The sequence below is a fragment of the Arthrobacter sp. BE255 genome (genome assembly GCF_031457335.1).
In the GTDB taxonomy this organism is placed as follows: domain Bacteria; phylum Actinomycetota; class Actinomycetes; order Actinomycetales; family Micrococcaceae; genus Arthrobacter.
Genome location: NZ_JAVDWK010000004.1, coordinates 251,881 through 278,572 on the forward strand (window position 1 = coordinate 251,881; position 26,692 = coordinate 278,572).

Consider the following 26,692-nt stretch of genomic DNA (forward strand, 5'->3'; position numbering starts at 1 on the left):
ATCCGCCGGGTGCACTAAGCTCGAACAAGCCAGCAATCATCCGCACAAAAAGATCAATAAGGAGAACGGGGACGACATGTCTGAATCCGTTAACTTGCCCGCCCTCGGTGAGAGCGTCACCGAAGGAACCGTCACCCGCTGGCTCAAGCAGGTAGGTGACCGGGTAGAGGTGGACGAGCCGCTGCTCGAGGTTTCCACCGACAAAGTAGACACTGAAATCCCCTCTCCCATAGCCGGCGTCATCGAGGAAATCCTCGTTGCCGAAGATGAGACCGCCGAAGTCGGCGCTCCGTTGGTTCGCATCGGTGATGGTTCAGGATCCTCAGCCCCCGAGGCAGCAGCGCCGGCCGAAGAAGCTCCCGCCGCCGCTGCCGAAGAAGCCCCCGCCGACGAGGCCCCGGCCGCACCGGCTGAAGAGGCTCCCGCAGCTGACGCACCCGCGGCAACCGGCGGCGAAAGCCACGAGGTCACCCTCCCGGCCCTCGGCGAAAGCGTCACCGAAGGCACCGTAACCCGCTGGCTGAAGGCAGTAGGCGACTCCGTCGAGGTGGACGAGCCCCTCCTTGAGGTCTCCACCGACAAGGTCGACACCGAGATCCCCTCCCCTGTCGCGGGAACGCTGCAGGAAATCCGGGTCAACGAAGACGAAACCGCCGAGGTAGGCTCCGTCCTGGCCGTCATCGGTTCCGGTGCCGCTGCCCCCGCGGCAGCGCCCGCCGCCGCTCCGGCCCCGGCCGCCAAGGCCGAAGCCCCGGCTCCCGCCGAAGCACCCAAGGCTGAGGCACCGAAGGCTGAAGCACCCAAGGCAGAGGCACCGAAGGCAGAAGCTCCGAAGGCAACGGCTGAGGCAGCTCCGGCCGCGTCGGGCTCCGAGTCCGGCTATGTCACCCCCCTGGTCCGCAAGCTCGCCAACCAGCAGGGCGTGGACATTTCCTCGCTGTCCGGCACCGGTGTCGGCGGCCGCATCCGCAAACAGGACGTGATCGCCGCAGCAGAAGCCAAGGCTGCTCCCGCCGCGGCTCCGGCAGCACCGGCCGCATCGGCTGCCCCGGCCGGCCCGGCTGCGTCCTCCCTGCGCGGAACCACGCAGAAGGCTCCCCGCATCCGCCAGGTCATCGCCCGCCGCATGCGCGAGTCCCTCGAGGTCTCCACCCAGCTCACGCAGGTGCACGAAGTGGACATGACCAAGATCGCCAAGCTGCGTCTCAAGGCCAAGAACTCGTTCCAGGCCCAGAACGGCGTCAAGCTCACGTTCCTGCCGTTCATTGCCAAGGCAGTGGCTGAGGCCCTCAAGCAGCACCCGAAGCTCAACGCTGCGTACGACGAGGACAAGCAGGAAATCACGTACCACAACGCCGAGCACCTGGCGATCGCCGTGGACACTGACAAGGGCCTGCTGGTTCCGGTCATCTCCGACGCCGGCAACCTGAACCTGGCCGGCCTGGCCGGCAAGATCGCCGATGTCGCCGGCCGCACCCGCGACGGCAAGATCGGCCCGGACGAGCTGTCCGGCGGCACGTTCAGCATCACCAACATCGGTTCGGTCGGAGCCCTGTTCGACACCCCGATCATCAACCAGCCGCAGGTTGGCATCCTGGGCACCGGCGCGATCGTCAAGCGTCCCGTGGTGGTGGCCGATGAGAACGGTGACGACTCGATCGCCATCCGCTCCATGATGTACCTGTCCCTGACGTACGACCACCGCCTGGTGGACGGCGCAGACGCAGGCCGTTTCCTGCAGACCCTGAAGGCCCGCCTTGAAGAAGGCGCCTTCGAGGCTGACCTGGGACTCTAACCCCAGGGCCGGAACGTACGACGGCGGTGCACGCACCGGCGGGAAACCACCGGAACGCGTGCGCCGCCCTCGCGCTTTAAGTGCCCGGCCGGAACCGCCGGCGCGACACACGGAACGGCACGGCCAGCCTTACTACATGGCGTAGAACGTCTGGCTAGACTGTTGCCATGATTATCGTCTACAACATCATGGTCTTCCTGCACATCGTCGGCGCCGCCATGATCGTCGGCATCTGGATCGGCAACATGAAGAAGCCCACGGTCCACCCCCGGCAGTTCGACGGCGCGGCGCTCCAGCTCATCACCGGCATCGTGATGATGGGCCTGATCCCCGCCCTGGACATGGACGCGAACTACTTCAAACTGGGCATCAAGTTCGCGATCGCACTGGCCGTGGGCGTCCTGGCCTTCATCGGACGCCGCAAGTACAAAAAGGGCGAGGACATCAGCAAGGGCCTCGCCCACAGCGTGGGCGGGCTGGCGCTCCTCAACGTGGCAATCGCCACCTTGTGGAACTGACCCCTTACCCAACACACCACGACGGCGCCGCTCCCCTTGCCCGGGAGCGGCGCCGTCGCTGTTTACGCTGGGCGGTCACAATCCACTGAGAGCGGACAGCCCGTGCATGGGCGCCGCAGAGTCCCTAGGATGGGAACCGGCGGGGCCCTGGCAGGAGCCGGTCCCGGTTCGAATCTACCTTTGAGGAGTGGACATGGCTGCAACACGCACCGCACACACAGTATGGAACGGCGACCTGATTTCCGGTTCGGGTCAGACCACGCTGGACAGCTCAGGCCTGGGCACATTTGAGGTCACCTGGAAGGCGCGCACCGAAGCCGCCGAGGGCAAGACGAGCCCGGAAGAGCTGATCGCCGCGGCCCACGCGAGCTGTTTCTCGATGGCGTTCAGCCACGCCCTTGCCGGCGCCGGCCACGCCCCGGAGGAAGTCAACACCAAAGCGGCCGTGACCTTCGTTCCCGGCACCGGCATCACCGGCAGCCACCTGACCATGTCCGCCAAGGTTCCCGGTATCTCCGAAGAGGAATTCCAAAAGATCGCCGCCGAAGCCAAGGTAGGCTGCCCCGTGTCCGGCGCGCTGGCCAGCATCGACATCACCCTGGACGCAACACTGGTTTCCTGATCCAGACAGGCAGCGGCGCTCTTAGCAGCTGAAAACAACAGGCCCTGCTCCCGCCGGATTACCGTCGGGAGCAGGGCCTGTTGCGTGCCCGCAGCCTTTTGAGCTCCGGGCGGGGCGTCAGTCGCCGTGCCGCCGCGCGGGCAGCGGAGCGGGCTTGAGCCGGCGGTAGCCTTCGCGGACGGGCGGGCGGTCCGTGGGCAGTTCCTGGACCATCTCCTTCAGTGCGCCGATCCCGTATTCCAGCTGGGGATCCTGGCCTGCGGCATAGGCGTGCGGCGGGTAGGCCACCTCGATGTCCGGGTCCACACCGTAGTTTTCGACGCTCCAGCCCACACCTCCGCCGAACCAGGTGGCGTACCGGGGCTGGGTCACGCCGGTGCCGTCCGCCAGCGAGTACCTGTTGTCGATCCCGACGACGCCGCCCCAGGTCCGTGTACCGATCACCGGGCCGATGCCGCGGAGTTTCGAGACCTGGGTGATGATGTCGCCGTCGGACCCGGCGAATTCATCAGCGAGGACAATCACCGGCCCGCGCGGGGCGTGATGCGGGTAAGTGCGGGGCGCCTCGCCGCGGGGCATGCTCCAGCCGGTGACCTTCCGGCCGATCAGTTCCGCGACCAGCTGGGACGTGTGCCCGCCGCGGTTGCGCCTGACGTCCACGATCAGCCCGTCCAGCGCCGTTTCGGTGTCGAGGTCCCGGTGCAGCTGGGCCCAGCCGTTGGCCATCATGTCCGGGATATGCAGGTAGCCGAACGCACCGCCCGATGCCTCACGCACCGTACGCCTGTTCGCAGCAACCCATTCCTGGTAGCGCAGCCGCTCCTCGTCCTTGACCGGGACCACGGCGATGCGCCGCTGGATCCCGGCGTCAGGGCCGTGGCCGGCACCGTTGCTGAGGGTGAGCTCCACGGCGCGGCCCGCCGCACCCACCAGCTGCATGGCCGGGGTTACCGTTGCGGAGAGCGGGACCCCGTCGATGGCCAGCAGCAGGTCCCCCGCCTTGGCGCCGGCGCCGGGGCGGGTCAGCGGGGACGTTGCCAGCGGATCCGAGGACTCGCCGGCCAGGATGCGCGTGATCTCCCATCCGGCGGCCGTGAAGGCAAGATCGGCGCCCAGGCGCCCCTGGCCGTTGCTGCCGTTCTCCGTCACCGCGGCAGGCCGGACGTAGGCGTGCGAGGTGCCGAGCTCGCCGTGAAGTTCCCACAGCAGGTCCACAAGGTCGTCATGGGAGCCGAGCCGGTCCACCAGGGGACGGTAGCGCTTATGGACGGAGTCCCAGTCCTGGCCCGCCATGTCTTCGGCCCAGAAGAAGTCGCGCTGCAGGCGCCAGGCTTCATCGAATGCCTGGCCCCAGACGCTGAGCGGGTCCATCATCACCCGGATGCGGCCGAGGTCCACCTTGACCAGCTGCCCGGACTCCTCGTCGGCCTTCGCGCCCGACGGGACCACGCTGACCTTCTTGTCCCGGACCAGGACAACCTTCTTGCCGTCCCCCGAAAGCCGGTAGCTGTCCACGGCGTCCACCAGGGTCACTGTTTTCCGCCGTGCAAGGTCAAAGCGGACCAGGCTGGGCGGCGTGTCCTTGTCCTCCTGGCTGGCCTTGCCGTCGCCGGTGACACCGGTGAGGGCCCAATCCAGCCATAGGAGGGCCCCGTCCGCGGCCCGGAGCGAAGAGTAGTTGCCCTGCGGGACCGGCACGCCAATGACCCGGTGTGCCAGGCCTTCCGCATCAACCCGTACTTCCGGGGCACCGGCGGCGTCTGTGCCCTCCGGCTCAACGCCTGCGCCGTCCAGGTCAACAGCAGGGCCAAACGGGGACGGCGTGTCGGCGGCCAGGGCCACCAGGTAGGGCTTGATGGGGCTGGGGAACGACAGGTCGAAGGAGTGGCCGTCGTACACCGGGTCGAAGCTGCGGTTGGAGAGGAAGGCGAGGAACTTGCCGTCCGGAGTGAAGCCGGGCGATTTGTCGCAGAAGCGGCCGTCGGTGACCTCAATTACCGCAGCGTCCTTGGCTCCGGCCTGGACCAGCCGAAGCCTGCTGCGCGAACCGAAGGACGTGACGGGTTCAGACCACGCCAGCCACCGTGAATCGGCTGACCAGCTCAGCTCCGAGATGGTGCCTTCGCCGATGCTTGCCACGAGGGAGAGTTCACCCGTGGCGGTGTCCGCAATGTAGACGTCGCCGAAGGACGTCCCCACCGCGAGCCACCGGCCGTCGGGGCTCGCTTCCATTGAGCTGGCGCGGGCGGGCTTGGAGAACGCGATGCGCGTGGGTGCCGTGCCCGTGGTGGGTTCCTCCGCCGTCCCGTCAGCTACGGGTGCGACGTCGGCCCGGGAGTCATCGCCCACGGGGGCCGTGACCGGCGCGGCAGGGGCTGCCACAGCAGCGCCTGCCGCCGGCACCGGCCGCGGCAGGGACGCCGCGGCGTCATCGGCGGGCGCGTCAGCGGGCACCGGCGCGGGTGCCATTTCAGCTGTCGCGGCCGGTCCGGGCACCGGTGCGGCGATTTCCTTGATGTACAGCGCCTCGACACCGTCGTGATCGGCGATGTAGGCGAGGCGTCCGCCGTCGAGCGGCCTCGGGAGCCGTGCGCGGACCCCAGGCGTGGCCTCAACCACGCGGGAGGGACCGTCCTTATGGCGGATCCAGTGGATGGTGCCGTGGGCCTCGACGGCGCTGGCGGAGCCGGTCGCGTCGGGAACCACCGCTCCGAGGTGCTTTTCTGTCTTCAGCAGGCCCGGACGCCGGGACTGGGAGGCCGAGCCGAGGGAGATGTCCAGCCGCACGGCGTCCGAACGCAGGTCGTGCAGGACCCAGAGTTCGCCTGCGGACTCGAACACGATCCGCTGCCCGTCGGAGGCTGCGTGCCGGACGTAGAAGTCCTCATGGTCGGTGTGCCGGCGCAGGTCGCCGCCGCCCGGCAGGACCGAGTACAGGTTCCCGAACCCTTCGTGGTCGGACAGGAAGGCGATCCGCCCGTCCACCCACATGGGATCCGTGAGGTTGCCGTCCAGCTCCGGGACCAGGCGTTCGAACTCCCCGTTGCCGTCGGAATCGATCCAGAGCTTCCCTGCGGTGCCGCCGCGGTAGCGCTTCCACCAGGCCGGCTCGCGGGACAGGACGCTGGCCAGGACCACCGGGCGTTCGTCGCCGACTTCGGGCCCGAATGCCACCGATTCCACCGGGCCGAACGGGAGTTCCTCAGCCCAGCCGCCGTCAACCGGAACGCTGTAGGCATACGTGTGCCGGCTCTCAGCCTGGCGGAATGCGCTGGTGACCAGGGCTGCGCCGCCGGCGGTAAATCCCTTCACCCGGGTGCTGGCGTGGCCGAAGTAGGTCAGCTGGCGGTAGCCGCCGCCGTCCACTTCGGCGGTCACCACCTCAGGCGCTGTCCCCTGGACGACGGTCCAGACCAGCCGCTTGCCGTCCGGCGTGAAACGGGGGTTGCGCGCGGGGAGCTGGAGGGAGGAGACGCGCCATGCCCGTCCTCCGCCAAGGGGCGCGATCCAGACGTCGTCCTCGGCCACGAAGGTGACCAGATCGCCGTGCACATGCGGGAATCGGAAGTAGCTCGAAGAGGTCATCAGTCGATCATAGTCAACTCACCGCGCCCCCTGCCGGAGGTGCCGCGCGATGCCGGGCATGGTGAGATGGATCATGCGCATCGTCATTGCCGGGGCCTCCGGGCTCATTGGAACCCACCTGTCCACCGTCCTGCGGCATGCCGGCCATGAGGTGGTCACCCTTGTCCGGCGCGCACCCTCGTCGGCGGCGGAAATCGGCTGGGATCCGTCGGCACGCCGCCTCGACCCGGCATCCCTGGCAGGTGCCGGTGCCGTGATCAACCTCTCCGGCGCGGGCATCGGCGACCGGCCGTGGACCCGCCGCCGGATTGAGGAACTGTTCAGGTCCCGCCTGGACGCCACCGCAACGCTGACGCAGGCGATGCACCAACTTGATGTCCCGCCGCCCACCTTCATCAGCCAGTCCGCGTCCGGATACTACGGCGATGCCGGAAGCACGGTGCTCGGGGAAGGTACGAAGGCCGGGACGGGCGTGCTCTCAAGGCTTTGCGTCGAATGGGAGGCGGCCGCGCATGCGGCTCCAGCGGGCGTGCGGGTGGTGACGCCCCGCACCGGCGTAGTGTTCAGCCGCTCGGGCGGCGCCTTGGGCCGGCTGCTCCCCCTGCTCCGCTGCGGCGTCGGTGGTCCGCTGGGCCACGGCAGGCAGTACTGGCCCTGGGTGACACTGCCCGATGTTTCGTCGGCTTTCCAGTTCCTGATCGATTCACAGCACACGGGACCGGTCAATGTCTGCGCCCCCGAAAGCGCGGACGTTAATTCCCTGATCTCAGCACTTGCTGCTGCCTTGCACCGTCCGGCCGTCGTGCGTGTGCCGGCCCCGGTGCTGCGGCTCGTCCTGGGGAAGCTGGCCGATGAGCTGCTGTTGCCAAGCCAGCGTATGGACCCGGCAATCCTGGCCGGTGCCGGGTTCGGCTGGGAGCACGCCTCGGTAGCGCGTGCGGCCGCGTGGATAGCATCCTGACCTTTTCTGCCGGCCCCCGCACCGGAACCTTCGACTCCGCACCGCCCGCCCTGGAAGCCTGGTCACAGCCCCGGCAGAATCTCGGCGACGCGCCAGGTGCCGTCCACCTGCACAAGCACCAGCCGGAGCTGCTGTGGCGGGGCCGCGAGGCCCGTGGCCACCAGCCCTCCTGAGCGGTCGACTTCCTCATAGGCTGATGCCGCCGAGGTGACTGCCACCACCGCCCGGCTTTCGTTGCTGTCCGGATGGACGCGCACGTCCGACAGGAGGCTCGTGAAGCCGGCCAGGACATGGCCCGATTCACGGAGCGGGCCGGCTATGCGCCCGTCCGCGGCGGACGCCGTCGAGCCTTGCGCATTGACCTGTTCCAGCAGCTCCAGCCGCCCCGAACTGAACGCCAGCGACCGCAACGAGGCAAGGCCCTGGACCGCTTCACCCGGGTCCGCCGAGCCCAGCTGCGCCGTTACCGTGTCCGGGATCCGGACGTCGGCCGGCCCGGCGCTCCGGCTCTCCCTGGCCGGGTTCTCCTGGGCCGGGTCCTCCACGGAGCGGCTGTCCCGGTCCTGGCTGTCCCCACTGCCCGCCAGCACATGGTCCGGACCAGCAGGCGCCGTACCACCCGGGACAGCGACCCACCACGCTGCCGCCAGGACAGCAAGCAACGCCGCTGCGGAAAGGACCCGCGACCCGTTGACGGGCCGTCGCCGGGCTGCCCCGACATGCCGGCCGCCCGGCCGTGCCGGTCCTGCGCCCGCAGTGTCTCCGCCGGCTGGTGGCGGATCCGTGCTGACCTGAGGTGCAGTGCGCGACGCTGCGCCGCTGATCCGCAGCGGGCTTTCCGCCCCGCCGTCGCGGGGAAACGGCAGCACCTGCCTTGCGCCGATGACACCGGACCATCGGGAGGTGGACATCCGCCGCCGCCAGGAATGAAGTGACTCCCGGACCCCTGATCCTGAACGCTCGGGAAGCGGACGGCGGGTCAGGAGTTCCGGCAGCACCGTGGGGTGCACTGATCCGGCCAGGTCAACCGGGAGCGGGGCGGCGCTGCGGTAGACCGCGGCGGCCAGCTCAACGGCTGTGGGCCTGAGCCGCCGGTCTTCATTGAGCCCGGCCTCAAGGGCAGCGGCGAGTTCCGTCGGGACATTCGGAAGGATCAGCGGCAGCGGCGGCCGGTCCGACGTCCGGCCGGGGATATCCCCGGTGAGGCAGTACCAGCCCAGCGCGGCAACGGAATAGACGTCCCGCTCCGGTTGCAGCCCTGCCCGCACCGCATCCACCGGCGCCGGATCCATGAATCCCCGGGTGCCGTGGCCCGGCACGGCAGCGACGTCCCCCACCATCCGGGCAATGCCGACGTCGGCCAGCAACGGTTTGCCGTGGCTGGTGAACAACACATTGCCCGGCGACACATCCGAGTGGGTAAAGCCGTTGGCATGCAGATACCCCAGCACCTGGGCAATCGGCGTCAGTACCGTCACCGTCTCGCCGATGCTGAGCTTCCCGCGGCTGGCCACGAGCTGGGCCAGGGAGCCGCCCGGCGCATAGTCCACCAGCAGGCCGAGCCCGTCGCGGGAGTCCAGTACGACGCGGAGCACGTCGTGGGCCTTCACGAGGTGCGGGTGGTCCAGCGCGGACAGGATCCGGATTTCCCGCCGGACGCCACTTTCGACGGCGGCGTCAGGGGCGGTGTCCGCGGCCGGACCCGGCGGCGGGGCCGCGGGCACAAAACACTTCAGGGCAAAGTCCGTGCCCGTGCGCTCGTCGGTCACGAGCCAGACGGTGGAGCTCCCACCCCTGCCCAGCTCGCGTCCCACGGTATAGCCGGGCACCTCCGGAACTGCAGAATCAGCCATGGCTTATGTCTAGCGGAATCCGGCCGGCGCCGCAGAAGTTATCCACAGGCGGCAGCCGGACGGGGGCAGGACCGGCGTCCTGCGGGGTGAGAGCTTGGACACTAAATCGGGAGCAGCGCCGGCCGGGGTCTAAGCTGGATGCCATGACTCTTGAGTTTTCCACGCTGGGTCTTGCACCGGATTTCGTTGATTACATGTTGGGCTGGGACCGCCAGCGCGAACTCCATGACAAAGTCGTCGCTGCCGAGGCGCCCAGCACAGTCCTCATCCTTGAACACGCCGCTGTCTACACGGCCGGCAAACTCACCGAAGAACACGAGCGCCCGATGGACGGCACACCCGTCGTGGCAGTGGACCGCGGCGGCAAACTGACCTGGCACGGCCCCGGCCAGCTGGTCGCCTATCCGATCCTCAAGCTGAAGAACAGGTCCGGCATCCGCGACTACGTGGAACGGCTCGAAGCCGTCATGATCGCCGTCATGGCTGACTACGGCATCAACGCTGAGCGCATCAAGGGACGCGCCGGGGTATGGATCAAGGCCGACAGCAAGGGCCCGGACCGGAAGATCGCCGCGATCGGCATCCGCGTCCTGGACGGGGTCACAATGCACGGGATCGCCATCAACTGCAACAATGATCTGGCACCCTATGCCCAGATCATTGCCTGCGGCATCACCGATGCCGGCGTCACCACGATGTCCATCGAAGCAGGCAAAAACATCGCCCCCGGCGATATCGCGGACCGGCTCGCGGAAGAATTCCGCAAGCACGAAGAAGCACTCGTATCAAGCCCCGAAGGAGCTCTACTGTGACACTGGCACCAGAAGGCCGGAAGATGCTGCGCATTGAGCAGCGAAATGCGGCCACTCCGGTGGAGCGCAAGCCGGATTGGATCAAGGCCAAGGTCCAGATGGGCCCCGAGTTCGTCCAACTGAAGAACCTGGTCAAGAAGGAAGGCCTCCACACGGTGTGTGAAGAGGCCGGCTGCCCCAACATCTTCGAATGCTGGGAAGACAAGGAAGCCACCTTCCTCATCGGCGGTTCAGAGTGCACGCGCCGCTGCGACTTCTGCCAGATCGACACCGGCAAGCCGTCCCCGGTGGACATGTTCGAACCCACCAAAGTGGCGCGCTCCGTGCAGGCGATGCAGCTGCGCTACGCCACGGTTACGGGTGTGGCCCGCGACGACCTCGCCGACGAGGGTGTCTGGCTCTATGCCGAGACGGTCCGCAAGATCCACGAGCTCAACCCGGGTACCGGCGTCGAACTCCTGATCCCTGACTTCTCCGGCAAGCCCGAGCACATTGAGGCGATCTGCGATTCCAAGCCTGAGGTTTTCGCGCACAACGTTGAAACCGTGCCCCGCATCTTCAAGCGCATCCGCCCCGCGTTCCGGTACGACCGGTCCCTGGATGTCATCACGCAGGGCCGGAACCTGGGCATGGTGACCAAGTCCAACCTGATCCTGGGCATGGGCGAGACCCGCGAGGAAATCTCCGAAGCCCTCCGCGACCTGCACGACGCCGGCTGCGACCTGATCACCATCACCCAGTACCTGCGCCCGTCCGAGCGGCACCTCCCGGTGGACCGCTGGGTCAAGCCGCAGGAATTCGTGGACCTCCAGCAGGAAGCCGACGAGATCGGATTCCTGGGCGTGATGTCGGGCCCGCTGGTCCGCTCCTCCTACCGCGCCGGCCGCCTGTGGGCCACCGCGATGCGCAAGAAGGGCTGGGAAATCCCTGCCGAACTCGCGCACATCGAGTCCTCCGGCAGCACCCGCCAGGAAGCCAGCTCGCTGCTCGCGGCGCATTCCTGACCACACAGCTGCAGTGCCTGAGGGCCGGCACCGGGTGTAATCCGGCGTCCGGCCCTTAGGCATAAATCACGTAGAATTAAGGCACTATGGCGAAATCCCCTGATTCCAGCAACTCCACTCCGGCGGCCTCAGACGCCCCGAAGCGTGGCCTCTTCTCGCGCAAGCCAAAAGAAGCGAAGGTCAAGAAGCCCAGCCGGCTCAAGCAGATCGGCGAAGTCTTCAACATGACCCGCCGCCACGACCCCATGGTCCCGTGGCTGATGCTGCTGGTGTTCCTGGGGGTTGTGGCCCTCAGCTTCCTGGTGGGCTTTTGGCTGGACAACTGGATTACCGGCCTGATCATCGGCATTCCGCTGGGCCTGCTCGGGGCAACCCTCATCCTGTCCCGGCGCGCAGAGCGGGCAGCTTTCGCCCAGATCGAAAACCAGCCGGGTGCCTCCGGCGCGGCTTTGGGCACGCTGAAGCGCGGCTGGATCACCGAGGACCAGCCCGTCGCGGTGAACCCGCGCACGCAGGACGCCGTGTTCCGCGCCATCGGCCGACCGGGCGTTGTCCTGGTCAGCGAGGGCCCCAGCCACCGGGTCAAGCCGCTGGTCGATGCCGAGCGCAAACGCCTCGCGCGGATCCTGCCCAACGTCACGGTCCACGTGATCGAAAGCGGCCGCGGCGAGGGCCAGGTCCCCATCAGCCAGGTGGCCAAGAACATGGGCAAGCTGAAGAAGGAACTCACCAAGCTTGAGGTCAACGCCGTGTCCAAGCGGATTTCCTCGCTCGGCAAGGGCCTCCCCATCCCCAAGGGCATCGACCCCTACAAAGCGCGTCCCAACCGCGGACGCTAGGACACATGGAGCCGTCCCGGTTCCGGCCCAGGCCGGCACCGGGACGGTTTTCTTTTTGGCCCCTGGCCGTCACCAACGCACAGAGATCGGAAATTCATGAACATGCCGCTGAAAACCGTCGTCATCCGCGCTTTCCGGGTCCTCGCCGTCGCCGAGGCCTTCAGCTGGGCGGCGCTGCTGACCGGCATGTATTTCAAGTGGATCGCCAAGACCACCGAGCTGGGTGTGGAAATCGCCGGACCCATCCACGGTGCGCTCTTCGTCGGCTACGGACTTGCCGCACTCGCGCTGTGGCGGATCCAGCGCTGGCCGTTCGGAGTGGCCTTTTTTGCCGGCGTATCAGCTGTCTTCCCGTTCGCCACCATCGCCTTTGAGCGCTGGGCCGGTAAGCGCGGCTACCTCACCACCGGGGGCGCCCCCGCGCGTGCCGGGGCCAAGGAAACGGCGGCCGTCTAACGTCCGGAACCTATCGCCGGATCAGGACCGTGTTCATTGCCTTGTCGTGAAGGCCGCGGTGGTCCGGATCGAAGATGACGGCCGGAATCACCAGGCACAGGAGCAGCGCCCTCACTACGGCCGCCAGCGGTCCTGCCGGGGCGCCGCCCAGGCGCACCACGTGGATTCCCACGAGGCGGTGGCCGATGCTGTAGCCCAGGGTGCCCACCAGCAGCATCTGCTCCGCCGCGAACACGGCCAGGTTGGCCCACGAATCGCCGCCGAACACCAGGTTGCTGATCAGCAGGGCAATGCCCCAGTCCACCATGATCGCCACTATGCGCCGCCCGGCCCGTGCGATGGAGCCGGGGCCGGACTCGGGCAGCCCGAGCCGCTCCCCCGGATATTTGGAAATACCCGAGGTATCCGGTCCGGTGAGCCAGGAGCCAATGTCTTTGCGATCTACCACCGTCCAAGCTTACCGACTCACCAACGTTCATACTGTGGAACCCGTTAGACCACAGTATGGACACGGGATAGCGTTGCCATATCAGGGCATTCTGTAACCTGCCCGAAACAATGTGGACACGGACGGGAAATGCCGTGTCCATAGGCTGGGTGCAGTTTCAAGCAATTCCACTAAGCAGGGAAACTGCGTTTCCCTGCCCTTCGGATTGCGCTGGATCAGATGGCTTGCAGCCAGATATTACATATGCGTTAGGAGCATAGATGTTCAAGAATGCGGACGAAGTCCTCAAGTTCATCAAGGACGAAGATATTAAATTCGTCGATATCCGCTTCACCGACCTCCCGGGCGTCCAGCAGCACTTCAATGTGCCGGCCAAGAGCGTTGACGCAGACTTCTTCGTCAACGGCCAGCTCTTCGACGGATCTTCCATCCGCGGCTTCCAGGGCATCGCTGAATCCGACATGCAGCTGATCCCGGACGTCACCACCGCATTCCTGGACACCTTCCGCATGGAAAAGACGCTGGCGCTGAACTTCTCCATCGTGAACCCGCGCACCGGCGACCCGTACCACCGCGACCCGCGTGGCGTTGCCGAGAAGGCTGAAGCCTACCTCGCCTCCACCGGCATCGCCGACACCGCGTTCTTCGCACCCGAGGCCGAGTTCTTCGTCTTCGACAACGTCCAGTACCAGTCCTCCCCGCAGGGCAGCTTCTACAAGATCGACTCCGAAGAGGCACACTGGAACACCGGCCGCGAAGAAGAAGGCGGAAACCTGGGCTACAAGACCCCCGTCAAGGGCGGTTACTTCCCGGTCTCCCCCACCGACAAGCAGGCCGACCTGCGCGACGCCATGTGTGTTGCCCTGGACGAGGCCGGCCTTGAGGTTGAGCGCAGCCACCACGAAGTCGGCTCCGCCGGCCAGGCTGAAATCAACTACAAGTTCACCACCCTGACGCACGCCGCTGACGACCTGCAGAAGTTCAAGTACGTCATCAAGAACACGGCCGATGCCTGGGGCAAGTCCGTGACGTTCATGCCGAAGCCGGTCTTCGGTGACAACGGCTCCGGCATGCACTGCCACCAGTCGCTGTGGACCAACGGCGAGCCGCTGTTCTACGACGAGAAGGGCTACGCCGGCCTGTCCGACACCGCCCGCTGGTACATCGGCGGTCTGCTGAAGCACTCCTCCGCCGTGCTGGCATTCACCAACCCGACGGTCAACTCCTACCGCCGCCTGGTCAAGGGCTTCGAAGCCCCCGTGAACATGGTCTACTCGCAGGGCAACCGCTCTGCCGGTATCCGCATCCCCATCACGGGCTCCAACCCCAAGGCCAAGCGCATCGAGTTCCGCGCACCGGATCCCTCCTCCAACCCGTACCTGGCATTCGCTGCCCAGCTGATGGCCGGCATTGACGGCATCCGCAACCGCATCGAACCCCCGGCTCCCATCGACAAGGACCTCTACGAGCTCCCCGCCGAGGAAGCCAAGGACATCCCCAAGGCTCCGGGCACGCTCGAGGAGGCCCTGACGGCACTGGCCGAGGACAACGAGTTCCTGCAGGCCGGCGGCGTCTTCACCCAGGACCTGATCGACACCTGGATCGAGTACAAGTACGAGAACGAAATCAAGCCGCTCTCGCTGCGCCCGAACCCGTACGAGTTCGAGCTCTACTACGGCGTCTAGCCAGACCACGCGGCTGGAGCGGCTTTAGTCCGCACACAGTCCGCAAGGAATCGCGTTACAGCAAAGGCCGGTCCCAGGTTTCACTACCCGGGACCGGCCTTTTGTTGTGCCTGGCTCCCCTTACGTGCTTGCTTGGGTCATGACTGCGTCTCTTGCGGCACCCAGGTTGCCAGGGCCTCCGTTGGCCCCGATTCCCGAAGCGCGTGCCTGAAGGTCAAGACGTAGCTTCCCCCTGGAAATTCGATGGGGAACTCCGGCGTTTCACGAAGATCGGACGTCCCGTCCTTATCCCCGCCGCGGTAAGTGACATTCAGTTTCATATCGCAACCGTAGAACACCAGCGGGCAATGGGAAAGGCCTCACGCCGGCCGGCCCGGGCGGACCTGTTGGTGGCCAAAGGTGGAGGCTGGCTCCAGACGTGCTGAGACCGGGAGCCAGCCCCCTGGCATGTGCTCCCCGAGACGAAGACTTTTCAAGCCTTCCCCCCAACAAGGTTTGAAGAACACCGCCAATCCACATGATCTGTCAATGTGGCGCCCGAGGCAATGGCAAACCGCCGGTCTGATCCTGTGTGAAGCTGCAGAACATGGTCCGTTGCGGCCCGGAACTGCCACCGAGGTACTGTCCCCGGTCCACAAACCCGGCCTTTTCGTAGGCGGCCAGCCCCGCCGGGTTGCGCTCGTTGACTGAAAGTACGACGCCGGCCTCGCCGCCTGAGTGCCTTGCCGTCAGTTTCGCGGCGGCTTCCACGGCCGCAGCCGCCGCGAGCCGGCCCAATCCCGTGCCCTGCCGCCGGCGGTCGATGAGGAAGCCCCGCAGGAGCCACGCGGAATCGTCGTCCGGCCAGCCTGCCAGCCGGGCGGCGCCTGCCTGGAGTGTCAGTACACCCACCGCGTCCCCGCCGGCCTCGATGACATACGGCCGGCGCGACTGCTCCGCCAGGCCGGCCAATGCCATCCGAAGCGGATCGCCGACGAAGTCGGACTGCCCCGGCGCCAGTTCCAAAAGGGCCACCGCGCCGAGCTGGATGGCGCACGCGTCCGGTCCAAGGTCGTCAAGGGCAATCAGCCAGACTGACTGCTCCATGCCCCTCAGCTGGCCGGCGCTTCGGCGCCCCCGGCCGGGCTGCCGTCGGCCGGCGGGCCTGCGGGGTCCATCCACATGACCTCCCAGAGGTGTCCGTCAGGATCCTGGAAGCTGTGGTTGTACATAAAGCCGTAGTCCTGCACCTCCTGCGACGGGGTGCCGCCGGCGGCGAGGGCTTTGCGCACGGTTTCGTCCACGGCGTCCCTGCTGTCCACGGAAAAGGCCAGGATCGCCTCCGTGGAAGCGGTGGCATCGGCCACGTCCTTGGAGGTAAAGGTCTTGAAGAAGCCTTCCACCAGCAGCATGACAAAGGCGTCCTCGTTGATGATCATGCAGGTGGCGTTTTCGTCGGTGTAGTCCGGGTTGAAGGAGAAGCCGAGGGCGGTGAAGAAGTCCACCGACCTCTTCAGATCCTTCACGGGCAGGTTCAGGTAGATTTGCTTAGCCATGGGCCCAAAGGTAGCACCGGCCCGCCGCGGGTGTCAGCCGGGCCGGCGGCCGGCCGCGGACTGCTAGTGGCCGTAGAAGACCTTTTCGAAGACGGCGCGGGCACGCCTGCTCAGGCGGAGGTAGTCCTCCTCGAGTGCGCCGGCCTGGCCGGGTTCGTAACCGCACCAGCGGGCGACTGCCTCGAGGTCGCGCCGCGACGACGGCAGCAGGTCTGATGCCCGGCCGCTCCAGATGACGTTGGCTGACCTGATCCTGCTGGCAAGCCGCCACGCGGCGGCCAGCAGCTCGGCATCACGTTTCTCCAGGAGGTGCAGGGCAGCGGCCGCGTCGAGGGCCTCCACAGTGGAGGTGGTCCGCAGCTCCGGATGTTTGGCCGCGTGCTGGAGCTGGATCAGCTGGACCAGCCATTCGACGTCGCTCAGGCCCCCGCGTCCCAGCTTAAGGTGGCGGGCGGGATCGGCCCCGCGCGGCAACCGCTCCGATTCCACCCGCGCCTTGACGCGGCGGACCTCCCGGACATCCTGGTCGGAAATCGTTGCCGGGTACCGGATGGGGTCGATCAGCTCCAGGAAGTCCCTGGCGAGCCCGTCGTCGCCGGCCATCGGCCGGGCCCGGAGCAACGCCTGCGCCTCCCAGATCAGGGACCAGCGGCGGTAGTACTCCGCGAAGGAATCCAGCGACCGGACCATCGCGCCGTTTTTCCCCTCCGGGCGCAGGTCGGCATCGACCTGGAGGACGCGTTCGGCCATGATGGCCGGCTTCAGCGGCTGGGTGAGGAGGCTGGAGACCTTGGTGACAATCCTGGCCGCCTGCGCCTGAGCCTCCTCTTCGGTGTAGCCCGGCAATGCCCGGTGCACGTACATCACGTCGGCGTCGGAGCCATAGCCGATCTCGCGGCCGCCCTGGCGGCCCATTGCCACGATCAGCACCGCGGTCTTCAGCGGCTCCTTGGCGGACACCAGGCCTTGGGCAACCCGCAGGGCCCCCAGGACGGCAGCCCGGTCCGTGTCCGCCAGGGCGGCCCCCACCTGGTCCTGGCCCAGCAGCCCGGCGGAGTCAGCGATAGCGATCCTGAGGATCTCCCGCCGCCTGATCAGCCGGATGAGGCGCATGGCGTTTTCCGGGTCCGAATGCCGTGACATCTTGGAGGTGATTTCCTGCCACTGGGCCTCGAAGCTGATCGGCGCGAGCTCCTTGTCCTGGCCCAGCCATGCCACCGATTCGGGCGACACCTCCAGCAGGTCCGAGATCAGCCTGGAGTTGGACAGGACGTGGCACAGCCGTTCGGCCGCGGCCGTGGAGTCACGCAGCATGCCGAGGTACCAATGGGTGGTGCCCAGGGTCTCGCTGACGCGGCGGAAGGCGAGCAGGCCGGCGTCGGGATCAACGCCTTCGGCGAGCCAGTCCAGCAGGATGGGCAGCAGCTGCCGCTGCAGGGCGGCCCGCCGGCTGACCCCGGCGGTGAGCGCCTCGATGTGGCGCATGGCGCCCTGCGGGTCACCGTAGCCCAGCGCGGCAAGCCGGCCCTGGGCTGCCTCGGGGGTGAGCCTGGCGTCTTCGCTGCTGAGCTTGGCTGCAGTGTTGAGCAGCGGCCGGTAGAAGATGCGTTCGTGCAGTTCCCGCACCGAGCGTTTGGTCTTTTGCCAGGCGGACAGCAGGGCGTCCGGGTGCGGCCGTTCGTTGGAGAACGGGCCGAGCACGGCCTTGGCGAGGGCCCGCAGCGCTGCGTCGCTGACGGGCATGAGGTGGGTCCGCCGGAGCTGGAACAGCTGGATCCGGTGCTCGAGGAGCCGCAGGTACCGGTAGGCGTGGTCGAATCCGGCGGCGTCGGACCGGCCGATGTAGCCTCCGGCCGACAGCGCGGCGATGGCGGACGTGGTGTCCTTGCGCCGGAGGGATTCGTCGGACTTGCCGTGGACCAGCTGCAGCAGCTGGACGGTGAACTCGACATCGCGGAGGCCGCCGCGCCCGAGTTTGATCTGCCGTTGTTCCTCGGCGGCGGGAATGTGTTCGGTGACCCGGCGCCGCATGGCCTGCACCGATTCCACAAACCCTTCGCGTCCTGCGGAATTCCAGATCAGCGGCGCGATGGCCTCTTCGTAGCGGCGGCCCAATGCCATGTCGCCGGCGATGGTGCGGGCCTTCAGGAGGGCCTGGAACTCCCAGCTTTCCGCCCAGCGGGCGTAGTAGCTTTCGTGCGAGGGCAGCGTCCGCACCAGGGGCCCGGACTTGCCTTCCGGGCGCAGGTTCGCGTCCACTTCCCACAGCCCCGGCTCGCGGGCGATCGACGAAATGGCCCGCGAGATGCCGCTGGCCAGGGCGGTGCCGATGGTGTTGGCGCGCGCGTCATCGAGTTCGGCGGAATCGATCACATAGATCACGTCGACGTCGGAGATGTAGTTCAGCTCCCGGGCGCCGCACTTGCCCATCCCGATGACGGCCAGGCCAACGTCCGCGACGTCGGCTGCGCCGAACTGCTCGGCCGCCTCGGCACGCGAGACCGCCAGGGCAGCTTCGACGGCGGCACCGGCCAGGTCGGCCAGCTCAGCACCGACGGCGGGCATGAAGTCCAGGGGGTCGGCGGCGCACAGGTCCTTGACGGCGAGGTCCACCACACCGCGGCGGTAGGCGGTACGGAGGGAAACGTACGCTTCCGTGCCGGCGACGCCCGCAACCGGCCTCGCCGACCGGGGATCCGCCTGGACGGACTTCAGCAGGGCAGCCCGGAGCCGCTCCGGATCCGCCTGCAGCGGTTCCGGACTGGCCCTGACGTCAAAGGCGTCGAGGTGCTCCGGATGCCGGATAAGGAACTCGCCCAGGGCCTCGGAGGCACCCAGGACCCGGTACAGCGGCTCGCTGGTCTCCGGATCGGCCGCCGCCAGCTCCCGGAGCGCCGGATGCTTTTCGATCAGGCGGACCAGGGACTGCAGGGCAGTGTCCGGGTTCGCCGCCATCTGCAGGCCGGCAAACAGCTTGTCCTGGTCCAGGCCGTGCAGTTCCCGGGCAGCAAGGAACCGCTCGCCCTTCTCCAGGTCGCTGAAGCCGGCCGAGATCAGGCGGCGGGCAAGGCTCACCGCCGCAGCCTAGAGGATGCCGAGGTTGCGCTGCAGCTCGTAGGGCGTCACCTGGAGCCGGTAGTCCTGCCATTCGGCACGCTTATTGCGCAGGAAGTGTTCGAACACCTGCTCCCCGAGGATCTGCGGCATCAGCTCGGACTCCTCCATGGACCGGATGGCGTCGTGGAGGCTGGCGGGCAGGGGGTCGTGGCCCATGGCACGGCGCTCGGCGGAGCTCAGCGACCAGACGTCGTCCTCGGCTGCCGCGGGAAGGTCATAACCCTCTTCGATCCCCTTCAGGCCCGCCCCCAGCAGAACCGCGTACGCCAGGTAGGGGTTTGCTGCGGAGTCAATGCCCCGGTATTCGATCCGGGCGGACTGGCCCTTGCCGGGCTTGTACAGCGGCACCCGGACCAGGGCCGAACGGTTGTTGTGGCCCCAGCTGAGGTAGCTGGGGGCTTCCCCGCCGCCCCAGAGCCGCTTGTAGGAGTTGACGAACTGGTTGGTCACCGCCGTGAACTCCGGGGCGTGCTTGAGGATGCCGGCGATAAACTGCCGCGCCGTTGTGGACAGCTGGAATTCGGTGCCAGCTTCATAAAACGCGTTGGTGTCACCCTCGAACAGCGAGAAGTGCGTGTGCATGCCGGAGCCGGGGTGGGCTGTGAAAGGCTTGGGCATAAACGTGGCGTAGGTGCCCTGCTGGAGGGCAACCTCCTTGATCACGGTGCGGAACGTCATGATGTTGTCCGCGGTCTGCAGCGCGTCCGCGTACCGGAGGTCGATTTCGTTCTGGCCGGGACCGGCCTCGTGGTGGCTGAACTCCACGGAGATGCCCACGGATTCCAGCATGGTCACGGCGGTACGCCGGAAGTCCTGGGCCACGCCGCCCGGTACGTGGTCGAAGTAGCCGCCTTCGTCAACGGGTACCGGCGCGCCGTCCGGACCCGGTTCCTGGGACTTGAGCAGGTAGAACTCGATCTCCGGGTGGGTGTAGCAGGTGAAGCCCATGTCGGCGGCCTTGGCCAGGGTCCGCTTGAGGACGTTGCGGGGGTCCGCGGCGGACGGCTCGCCGTCCGGGGTCAGGATGTCGCAGAACATCCTGGACGTCTGTTCGGTCTCGCCGCGCCACGGCAGGATCTGGAACGTGGAGGGGTCCGGCTGGGCCAGCATGTCGGATTCGAACACGCGGGCGAGGCCCTCGATGGCGGAACCGTCAAAACCCAGGCCCTCCTCAAAGGCGCCTTCAACCTCGGCGGGGGCAAGCGCCACCGATTTGAGTGAACCCACGACGTCGGTGAACCACAGGCGTACAAACCGTACGTCGCGCTCTTCGATAGTGCGCAGGACAAACTCTTGCTGGCGGTCCATGATGGCCTCTTCTCCGGTCAACGTCCATGCCCCGGGTCCGCAGTTCAGGAAGCCGGCAGCAGTTCACAAACACTTTACTAAGCAATTGCCGCCGATGCGGGAGCCTGCCCCCCGCGTAACACAGCGTTTACACCGGCGGAGGGGCTGCAGCCCCGGGCAAGTCGGCTGCAGGCGGCCTGGCGGGCGGTCACATATGACGCGAATCACCTGTCCGGCGCCCCCGGCCGGTAGCTAGGACAGCGGGTGCCGCACTACGCTCTTGCCATGGCCTCAAGCAATAGCTCTGACTCCCGCGCGTCCGCTGAAGTACCCGCACCATACGGAACCGGGCCCACCCCGGCGCAGCCGCCGTCGTCGGACGCCGCTCCCAAGCCTGCCCCCAGGGTCCGCATCCACCACCTCCAGCAGGCCAAGAACGACGGCACAAAGTTCGCCATGCTGACCGCGTACGAACAGTACACAGCGGAGATCTTCGACCAGGCAGGCATCGAGGTGCTGCTGGTGGGTGATTCCGCGTCCAACAACGTGTTCGGTAACGAAACCAGCCTGCCCGTCACCGTCGATGAGCTCCTTCCGCTGTGCCGTGCCGTGGCCCGGTCCGCGAAGCGGGCCCTGGTGGTGGCGGACCTCCCGTTCGGCAGTTACGAGGTGTCCGCGCAGCAGGCTGTGGCTACCGGCGTCCGCTTCCTCAAAGAGGGTCTCGCGCACGCGGTAAAAATCGAAGGCGGCGCGTTCTACGCCGAAACGGTCCGGGCAATGGTCCAGGCCGGGATCCCCGTGATGGCGCACATCGGTTTCACGCCGCAGAGCGAACACGCGCTGGGCGGGTACCGCGTGCAGGGCCGCGGCGACGACGCGCAGAGGCTGATTGACGACGCCGTGGCGCTGGCGGATGCGGGCGCGTTCAGCATCCTGATGGAAATGGTTCCGGCCGGGGCGGCTGCCGCCGTCGACGCTGCCGTCAGTGTCCCCACCGTGGGCATCGGCGCCGGCAAGGAAACCACCGGACAGGTGCTTGTGTGGCAGGACATGGCCGGCCTCCGTGGCGGAAAGATGGCGAAGTTCGTCAAACAGTACGCGGACCTCCGCAGCACGCTCAGCGATGCGGCAAAGGCCTACGGCGACGACGTCCGCTCAGGCCAGTTTCCCGGGCCCGAGCACTCCTTCTAGGGCCCGCCCGGCGCCGTAAGCCAGGGGGCGGCCGGGCGTCAGTCCTCGTCGCCCTTTTCCCAGGCCTCGTTCCGTGCCTTGACCTTTTCCAGGGCGTGCTCCGCTTCCTCGCGTGTCTTGTACGGGCCGATCAGCTGGCTCCAGTCCGAGAGTGCGTCCTCTTCCACCTCGTGGGTGTTGACGTTGTACCAGTACTCAGTCATGGTGTTCCTCTTTCCGACGGCAGGGTTCCGGCTGCGGGTGCCGCCACGTGATCCACGTAACGTAAACACGTACGCGGGCCCGATACGGCCTTCAGTTACTTGGCGTTCTGTGGTGCCTTATATGATCAATCTATGCCTTCCCTAGCCTCGACTGCACCCACCGGCACCCTCACCCCGGGAACCGTCAGCCCGCAGCTTCCCGTACCGGCGTCCATCCCGCGCCCCGAGTACGTGGGGAAGCCAGGCCCGGCAAAATTCACCGGTTCCGAGGTCAAGTCCGCGGAAACGGTGGAGAAGATCCGGATCGCCGGCAGGATCGCCGCGCAGGCCATCGTTGAGGTTGGCAAGCACATCAGGCCCGGGGTCACCACCGACCAGCTGGACAGGGTTGGACACGAATTCCTCCTGGACCACAACGCGTACCCGTCGACGCTGGGCTACCGGGGGTTCCCGAAGTCCCTGTGCTCGTCGCTGAACGAGGTCATCTGCCACGGAATCCCGGACAGCACCGTGGTCCAGGACGGCGACATCATCAACATCGACATCACGGCCTTCATCAACGGAGTCCACGGCGACACGAACTACACGTTCCTGGTGGGCGATGTCGACGAGGAATCGCGCCTCCTCGTCGAGCGCACGCAGGAGTCCCTGAACCGTGCCATCAAGGCCGTGGCCCCCGGCCGTGAAATCAACGTGATCGGCCGCGCCATCCAGTCCTACGCCAAACGCTTCGGCTACGGTGTGGTGCGGGACTTCACCGGCCACGGTGTTGGTGAAGCGTTCCACACGGGCCTGATCATTCCGCATTACGACGCCGCTCCGGCCTACAACACCGTGATCGAGGCCGGCATGGTCTTCACTATTGAACCCATGCTGACCCTGGGCACTGTGGACTGGGACATGTGGGCTGATGACTGGACCGTGGTCACCCGCGACCGCAAGCGCACTGCCCAGTTCGAACACACCCTCCTGGTGACCGAGTCAGGCGCCGAAATCCTCACCCTGCCCTGACACATCCCCTTTTCAGGTCAGCCCCTCAGGCCGGCCTCCCCTGCCCGCCCACTGCCACGAACGGAATCACATTGGCCAAGAAGGACGAGAAGTCGCACAAGAACGCCCCGCTGATCGGCATCGACATCGGCGGCACGGGAATCAAGGGCGGCATCGTCGACCTGAAGAAGGGCAAGCTCCTCGGTGAGCGGTTCCGCGTGCCCACGCCGCAGCCCGCCACCCCCGAGGCCGTGGCCGAGGTCGTGGCGCAGGTGGTGGAGGAGCTGTCCTCCCGGCCCGACGCACCGGCTGCCGGTTCGCCCGTTGGCGTCACCTTCCCCGGCATCATCCAGCACGGCGTGGTCCATTCCGCAGCCAACGTGGACAAGAGCTGGCTGAACACGGACATCGATTCGCTCCTCACCGCGCGGCTTGGCCGCCCCGTGGAGGTCATCAACGACGCCGACGCCGCCGGCCTCGCCGAAGCACGCTACGGCGCGGGCAAGGGTGTGGAAGGAACCGTCCTGGTGATCACGCTGGGCACCGGCATCGGCTCGGCATTCATCTTCGACGGCCGCCTGGTCCCCAACGCGGAACTCGGGCACCTCGAAATCGACGGCTTCGACGCCGAGACCAAGGCCTCGGCCGTGGCCCGTGAGCGCGACGGCCTGAGCTGGGAGGAATACAGCGTGCTGCTGCAGCGCTACTTCTCCCATGTTGAGTTCCTCTTCTCGCCCGAGCTGTTCATTGTGGGCGGCGGCATCTCCAAGCGCGCCGACGAGTACCTGCCCCACATGAAGCTCCGCACACCGATCGTGCCGGCCGAACTGAAGAACGAGGCGGGAATCGTCGGCGCCGCAATCGAGATCGCGCTGAAGCACAAGCTCTCCAAGTAGCGTTGGATCTGCCGGCCGGGGATCGTCCCGGCGTGATGATCGTGACCGGCGCGAGCCGCGGCATCGGCGCGGCCATCGCCCGCCGCGCGGCCCTCGCCGGGCACACCGTCGTCGTGAACTATTCGGCGGACCACTCCGGCGCCCGCGCGGTGGTGCAGTCCATTACGGACGACGGCGGCTCGGCCGTAGCTGTGCAGGCGGACGTCAGCGACTCCGAGGCCGTCCGGGACATGTTCGACGCCGCTGCCCGGCTGGGTCCGCTCACGGCCGTTGTTAACAACGCCGGAATCACGGGGAACCTGATCGGCAACCTCACCGAGGTGCCGGCGGAGACTGTCCGGCGCGTGATGGACGTCAACGTTACCGGCCTCATCTACGTCTGCCAGGAGGCCGTCCGCCGCCTGCGTGCGGACGGTTCCGGCAGCGGCGGGTCCATCGTTAATATCTCCTCGACGGCCACCAAGGCGGGTTCGCCCGGCACGTGGGCCCACTACGCGGCGTCGAAAGGGGCTGTTGATGTCCTGACGGCGGGACTGGCAGCCGAGGTGGCACCCCTGGGAATCCGGGTCAACTGCGTGGCTCCCGGGAGCACCAACACGGGCCTTCACGCGGCTGCCGGAATGCCCGACCGGGTCGAGCGCCTGAACCCGACCATACCGATGGGACGCGGCGCCGAGCCCGATGAGGTGGCGGCTGCCGTGATGTGGCTGATGTCCGCTGAAGCGGGGTACATCACCGGCGCCGTGCTGCCGGTCTCAGGCGGCCGGTAGCGGGCGACCGGCCCGCCTTACCGGGCAGCGGTGCCGGTGGTGACTGCGGCTTCCCCTCCGCTGCCACCACCGGAATCTACAGGGAGCTCTTCTCGGAACTCGGGGCGCCCTTGGACGTTTCCGTCCCGGCGGCCTTCGCTTCCTGCTCCGACTCATGACGGAGCAGGGAGATGGCCGATTCAAAGTCCTCAAGGGATTCGAAGGCCTGGTACACGCTGGCGAAGCGAAGGTAGGCCACCTTGTCCAGCTTCTGCAGCGGACCGAGGATCACCAACCCCACCTCGTGCGCGTCGATTTCAGCCGCGCCCGAGGCCCGGATCTGTTCCTCGACCTCCTGCGCCAGGAGGGCGAGGTCGTCTTCGCTGACCGGCCGGCCCTGGCACGCCTTGCGCACACCGTTGATGACCTTGCTCCGGCTGAAGGGCTCGCCAACGCCGGAGCGCTTGATGACCGAGAGGCTGGTGGTCTCCACGGTGGTGAACCGGCGTCCGCATTCGGGGCACTGGCGGCGGCGCCTGATGGCAGACCCGTCGTCGGCCATGCGGCTGTCCACGACGCGGGAATCCGGGTTGCGGCAGAACGGACAGTACATGGCGTCCCTCCCTCGCTCTCTCGGTCACAGGTTTCTCGGTGAACGTCGGCTTCCGCCGGAATTCTCCAGCTATCAGTCTACGACTACATGTTGCGTAATAACAAGCTTGTAATTACTACATGTAGTGCTTTTGGGCCGGCCTGCCGTGGACTTAGGAGCGCCCGCCGAAGCGGGCCGTCACGGCTTCCCCGTGGGCCGGGAGGTCTTCGGCTCCGGAGAGGCTGACGATGTGTCCGCTGACCTCCTGCAGGGCCGCCCTGGTGTAGTTGATCACCTGGATGGCGCGCAGGAATGTGGTCACGTTCAGGCCGGAGGAAAAAGCCGCCGTTCCGCTGGTGGGCAGGACGTGGTTGGAGCCCGCGCAGTAGTCCCCCAGACTGACGGGGCTGTAGTCGCCCACGAAGATGGCGCCGGCGTTCCGGATGCGGGCGGCCACCGCGGCAGCGTCCGCCGTCATGATCTCAAGGTGCTCAGCCGCGTAGGCGTCGCAGGCCGCAATGCCCTGCTCGAGGTCCTCCACCAGCACCACGCCGGACTGGGGACCGGAGAGTGCTTCGCGGACCCGGTCGGAGTGTTTGGTGGCCGCCGCCTGGCTGGTGAGCTCGGTCCGGACGGCGGCGGCGAGGTCCTCCGAATCCGTGATCAGGACGGACGCGGCCTTGGGATCGTGTTCGGCCTGGCTGATCAGGTCCGCGGCCACCAGTGCCGGCTGGGCCGTGGAGTCAGCCAGGATGGCGATCTCAGTGGTACCCGCTTCCGAGTCGATGCCGACGACGCCCTTGACCAGCCGTTTGGCCGTGGCCACGAAGATGTTGCCCGGACCGGTAACAACATCCACCGGCTCCAGCGCGGGTCCGACCGCTGTGGCGTCCACGCCGTAGGCGAACGCCGCGATGGCCTGGGCACCGCCGATTGCATAGACCTCACCGATGCCCAGCAGGGCGGCCGCGGCAAGGATGGTGGGGTGGGGAAGGCCGCCGAAGTCTTTCTGCGGAGGCGATGCCAGCGCAATGGAGGCAACGCCGGCAGCAAGGGCTGGCACAACATTCATGATCACCGAGGACGGGTACACGGCGAGGCCGCCGGGGACATACAGGCCCACCCGGGCCACGGGGACCCAGTTCTGGCTGACGAGGGCACCGTCCCCGAGTTCGACGTCGATATTCCGTGGACGCTGGCTGTCGGCGAACCGCCGGGCACGGCTGATGGACTCTTCCAGCGCCTTCCGAACGGCCGGGTCAAGTTCCGCCAGTGCGCGCGCCAGCTCTTCGGCCGGCACGCGGGGGTGGGCCTGGTCCACGCCGTCGAAGCGCTGCGCGTACTCGGTGAGTGCTGCGTAGCCGCGCCGGCGGACGTCGCCGATGATGTCCAGGACTTTCTGTTCAGCATCCGCCACCGTCTGGTGCTGGGCACGCGGAACGGCTGCGCGCAATCCGGCCAGCGTCAGGCCCTTGCCGCGGAGATCAACCGTGCGGAAGCTGACGGCTGAGGCAGGAGGGGTGGCGGGAAACTCAGGAGAAATGGTCACCGGTC

At 67.2% G+C, this 26,692-nt stretch carries 23 protein-coding genes; 13 read left to right on the forward strand and 10 right to left on the reverse strand.

Features of this window, described 5'->3' with window-relative positions:
• Positions 1–76 precede the first annotated feature (76 nt).
• The 3 genes from sucB to J2X42_RS09905 all read left to right on the forward strand — a co-directional run bounded on the left by sucB (position 77) and on the right by J2X42_RS09905 (position 2,935).
• Positions 77–1,795, forward strand: a complete 1,719-nt coding sequence (gene sucB / locus J2X42_RS09895; protein ID WP_310164652.1) for a 2-oxoglutarate dehydrogenase, E2 component, dihydrolipoamide succinyltransferase — start codon at positions 77–79, stop codon at positions 1,793–1,795.
• 167 nt (positions 1,796–1,962) lie between these two features.
• Positions 1,963–2,313, forward strand: a complete 351-nt coding sequence (locus J2X42_RS09900) for a hypothetical protein (protein WP_131134244.1) — start codon at positions 1,963–1,965, stop codon at positions 2,311–2,313.
• A 193-nt stretch (positions 2,314–2,506) separates the two neighbouring features.
• Entirely contained in the window at positions 2,507–2,935 is a 429-nt protein-coding gene (locus J2X42_RS09905; RefSeq protein ID WP_310164655.1) for an OsmC family protein, read from the forward strand.
• 117 nt (positions 2,936–3,052) lie between these two features.
• Here J2X42_RS09905 and J2X42_RS09910 read toward each other — a convergent pair whose 3' ends face one another.
• Positions 3,053–6,520: a S41 family peptidase gene (locus J2X42_RS09910; RefSeq protein ID WP_310164657.1), complete on the reverse strand. Its 3,468-nt coding sequence runs from the start codon at positions 6,518–6,520 to the stop codon at positions 3,053–3,055.
• Between the two features lie 73 nt (positions 6,521–6,593).
• Here J2X42_RS09910 and J2X42_RS09915 point away from each other — a divergent pair, with 73 nt between their 5' ends.
• Complete coding sequence (locus J2X42_RS09915; protein ID WP_310164658.1) at positions 6,594–7,481, forward strand: TIGR01777 family oxidoreductase; 888 nt, start codon at positions 6,594–6,596, stop codon at positions 7,479–7,481.
• Between the two features lie 62 nt (positions 7,482–7,543).
• Here J2X42_RS09915 and J2X42_RS09920 read toward each other — a convergent pair whose 3' ends face one another.
• Entirely contained in the window at positions 7,544–9,334 is a 1,791-nt protein-coding gene (locus J2X42_RS09920; RefSeq protein ID WP_310164659.1) for a serine/threonine-protein kinase, read from the reverse strand.
• A gap of 143 nt (positions 9,335–9,477) precedes the next feature.
• Between J2X42_RS09920 and lipB the strand changes: the two genes are divergently transcribed.
• The 4 genes from lipB (at position 9,478) to J2X42_RS09940 (ending at position 12,445) form a co-directional block, all read left to right on the forward strand.
• Positions 9,478–10,146, forward strand: a complete 669-nt coding sequence (gene lipB / locus J2X42_RS09925) for a lipoyl(octanoyl) transferase LipB (RefSeq protein WP_310164660.1) — start codon at positions 9,478–9,480, stop codon at positions 10,144–10,146.
• Positions 10,143–11,150 (forward strand): lipoyl synthase, encoded by a 1,008-nt coding sequence (gene lipA / locus J2X42_RS09930; RefSeq protein ID WP_310164661.1) that lies wholly within the window; start codon positions 10,143–10,145, stop codon positions 11,148–11,150. The genes lipB and lipA overlap by 4 nt, the downstream gene beginning before the upstream one ends.
• Before the next feature lie 86 nt (positions 11,151–11,236).
• Positions 11,237–11,989 (forward strand): DUF4191 domain-containing protein, encoded by a 753-nt coding sequence (locus tag J2X42_RS09935; RefSeq protein ID WP_310164662.1) that lies wholly within the window; start codon positions 11,237–11,239, stop codon positions 11,987–11,989.
• 102 nt (positions 11,990–12,091) lie between these two features.
• Positions 12,092–12,445, forward strand: coding sequence for a DUF3817 domain-containing protein (locus J2X42_RS09940; RefSeq protein WP_310164663.1), 354 nt, complete (start codon positions 12,092–12,094; stop codon positions 12,443–12,445).
• 10 nt (positions 12,446–12,455) lie between these two features.
• Here J2X42_RS09940 and J2X42_RS09945 read toward each other — a convergent pair whose 3' ends face one another.
• On the reverse strand, positions 12,456–12,893 hold the full coding sequence (locus tag J2X42_RS09945) for an RDD family protein (RefSeq protein WP_310164664.1): 438 nt from the start codon (positions 12,891–12,893) through the stop codon (positions 12,456–12,458).
• Between the two features lie 260 nt (positions 12,894–13,153).
• Here J2X42_RS09945 and glnA (J2X42_RS09950) point away from each other — a divergent pair, with 260 nt between their 5' ends.
• The gene (gene glnA, locus J2X42_RS09950; protein ID WP_310164665.1) at positions 13,154–14,578 is read left to right on the forward strand and encodes a type I glutamate--ammonia ligase; all 1,425 of its coding nucleotides are present in this window, start codon (positions 13,154–13,156) and stop codon (positions 14,576–14,578) included.
• A gap of 525 nt (positions 14,579–15,103) precedes the next feature.
• On the opposite strand, the gene J2X42_RS09955 is transcribed toward glnA (J2X42_RS09950), so the two are convergent.
• The 4 genes from J2X42_RS09955 to glnA (J2X42_RS09970) form a co-directional block, all read right to left on the reverse strand.
• Positions 15,104–15,664 carry a GNAT family N-acetyltransferase gene (locus J2X42_RS09955; RefSeq protein ID WP_310164667.1) on the reverse strand — a complete coding sequence of 187 codons (561 nt, stop codon included), beginning with the start codon at positions 15,662–15,664 and terminating at the stop codon, positions 15,104–15,106.
• A 5-nt stretch (positions 15,665–15,669) separates the two neighbouring features.
• Complete coding sequence (locus J2X42_RS09960) at positions 15,670–16,113, reverse strand: VOC family protein (protein WP_310164668.1); 444 nt, start codon at positions 16,111–16,113, stop codon at positions 15,670–15,672.
• A gap of 63 nt (positions 16,114–16,176) precedes the next feature.
• Positions 16,177–19,188: a bifunctional [glutamine synthetase] adenylyltransferase/[glutamine synthetase]-adenylyl-L-tyrosine phosphorylase gene (locus J2X42_RS09965; protein ID WP_310164670.1), complete on the reverse strand. Its 3,012-nt coding sequence runs from the start codon at positions 19,186–19,188 to the stop codon at positions 16,177–16,179.
• Positions 19,189–19,197: 9 nt separating this feature from the next.
• A complete protein-coding gene (gene glnA, locus J2X42_RS09970; RefSeq protein WP_310164672.1) occupies positions 19,198–20,538 on the reverse strand; it encodes a type I glutamate--ammonia ligase in 1,341 nt (446 codons plus the stop codon).
• 264 nt (positions 20,539–20,802) lie between these two features.
• Here glnA (J2X42_RS09970) and panB point away from each other — a divergent pair, with 264 nt between their 5' ends.
• Positions 20,803–21,708, forward strand: coding sequence for a 3-methyl-2-oxobutanoate hydroxymethyltransferase (gene panB, locus J2X42_RS09975; RefSeq protein ID WP_310164673.1), 906 nt, complete (start codon positions 20,803–20,805; stop codon positions 21,706–21,708).
• 38 nt (positions 21,709–21,746) lie between these two features.
• On the opposite strand, the gene J2X42_RS09980 is transcribed toward panB, so the two are convergent.
• Positions 21,747–21,911, reverse strand: a complete 165-nt coding sequence (locus tag J2X42_RS09980; RefSeq protein ID WP_310164675.1) for an SPOR domain-containing protein — start codon at positions 21,909–21,911, stop codon at positions 21,747–21,749.
• Positions 21,912–22,043: 132 nt separating this feature from the next.
• On the opposite strand from J2X42_RS09980, the gene map reads away from it, so the two are divergent.
• From map to J2X42_RS09995, 3 genes are all read left to right on the forward strand, one after another.
• Positions 22,044–22,922, forward strand: a complete 879-nt coding sequence (gene map / locus J2X42_RS09985) for a type I methionyl aminopeptidase (RefSeq protein ID WP_310164676.1) — start codon at positions 22,044–22,046, stop codon at positions 22,920–22,922.
• 71 nt (positions 22,923–22,993) lie between these two features.
• Positions 22,994–23,797, forward strand: coding sequence for a polyphosphate--glucose phosphotransferase (gene ppgK / locus J2X42_RS09990; protein ID WP_310164678.1), 804 nt, complete (start codon positions 22,994–22,996; stop codon positions 23,795–23,797).
• A gap of 35 nt (positions 23,798–23,832) precedes the next feature.
• Positions 23,833–24,567, forward strand: a complete 735-nt coding sequence (locus tag J2X42_RS09995) for an SDR family oxidoreductase (RefSeq protein WP_310164813.1) — start codon at positions 23,833–23,835, stop codon at positions 24,565–24,567.
• Positions 24,568–24,643: 76 nt separating this feature from the next.
• On the opposite strand, the gene nrdR is transcribed toward J2X42_RS09995, so the two are convergent.
• Together nrdR and hisD are read right to left on the reverse strand one after the other, a co-directional pair.
• On the reverse strand, positions 24,644–25,159 hold the full coding sequence (gene nrdR, locus J2X42_RS10000) for a transcriptional regulator NrdR (protein WP_310164680.1): 516 nt from the start codon (positions 25,157–25,159) through the stop codon (positions 24,644–24,646).
• A gap of 151 nt (positions 25,160–25,310) precedes the next feature.
• On the reverse strand, positions 25,311–26,687 hold the full coding sequence (gene hisD, locus J2X42_RS10005) for a histidinol dehydrogenase (protein ID WP_310164681.1): 1,377 nt from the start codon (positions 26,685–26,687) through the stop codon (positions 25,311–25,313).
• Positions 26,688–26,692: the final 5 nt, after the last annotated feature.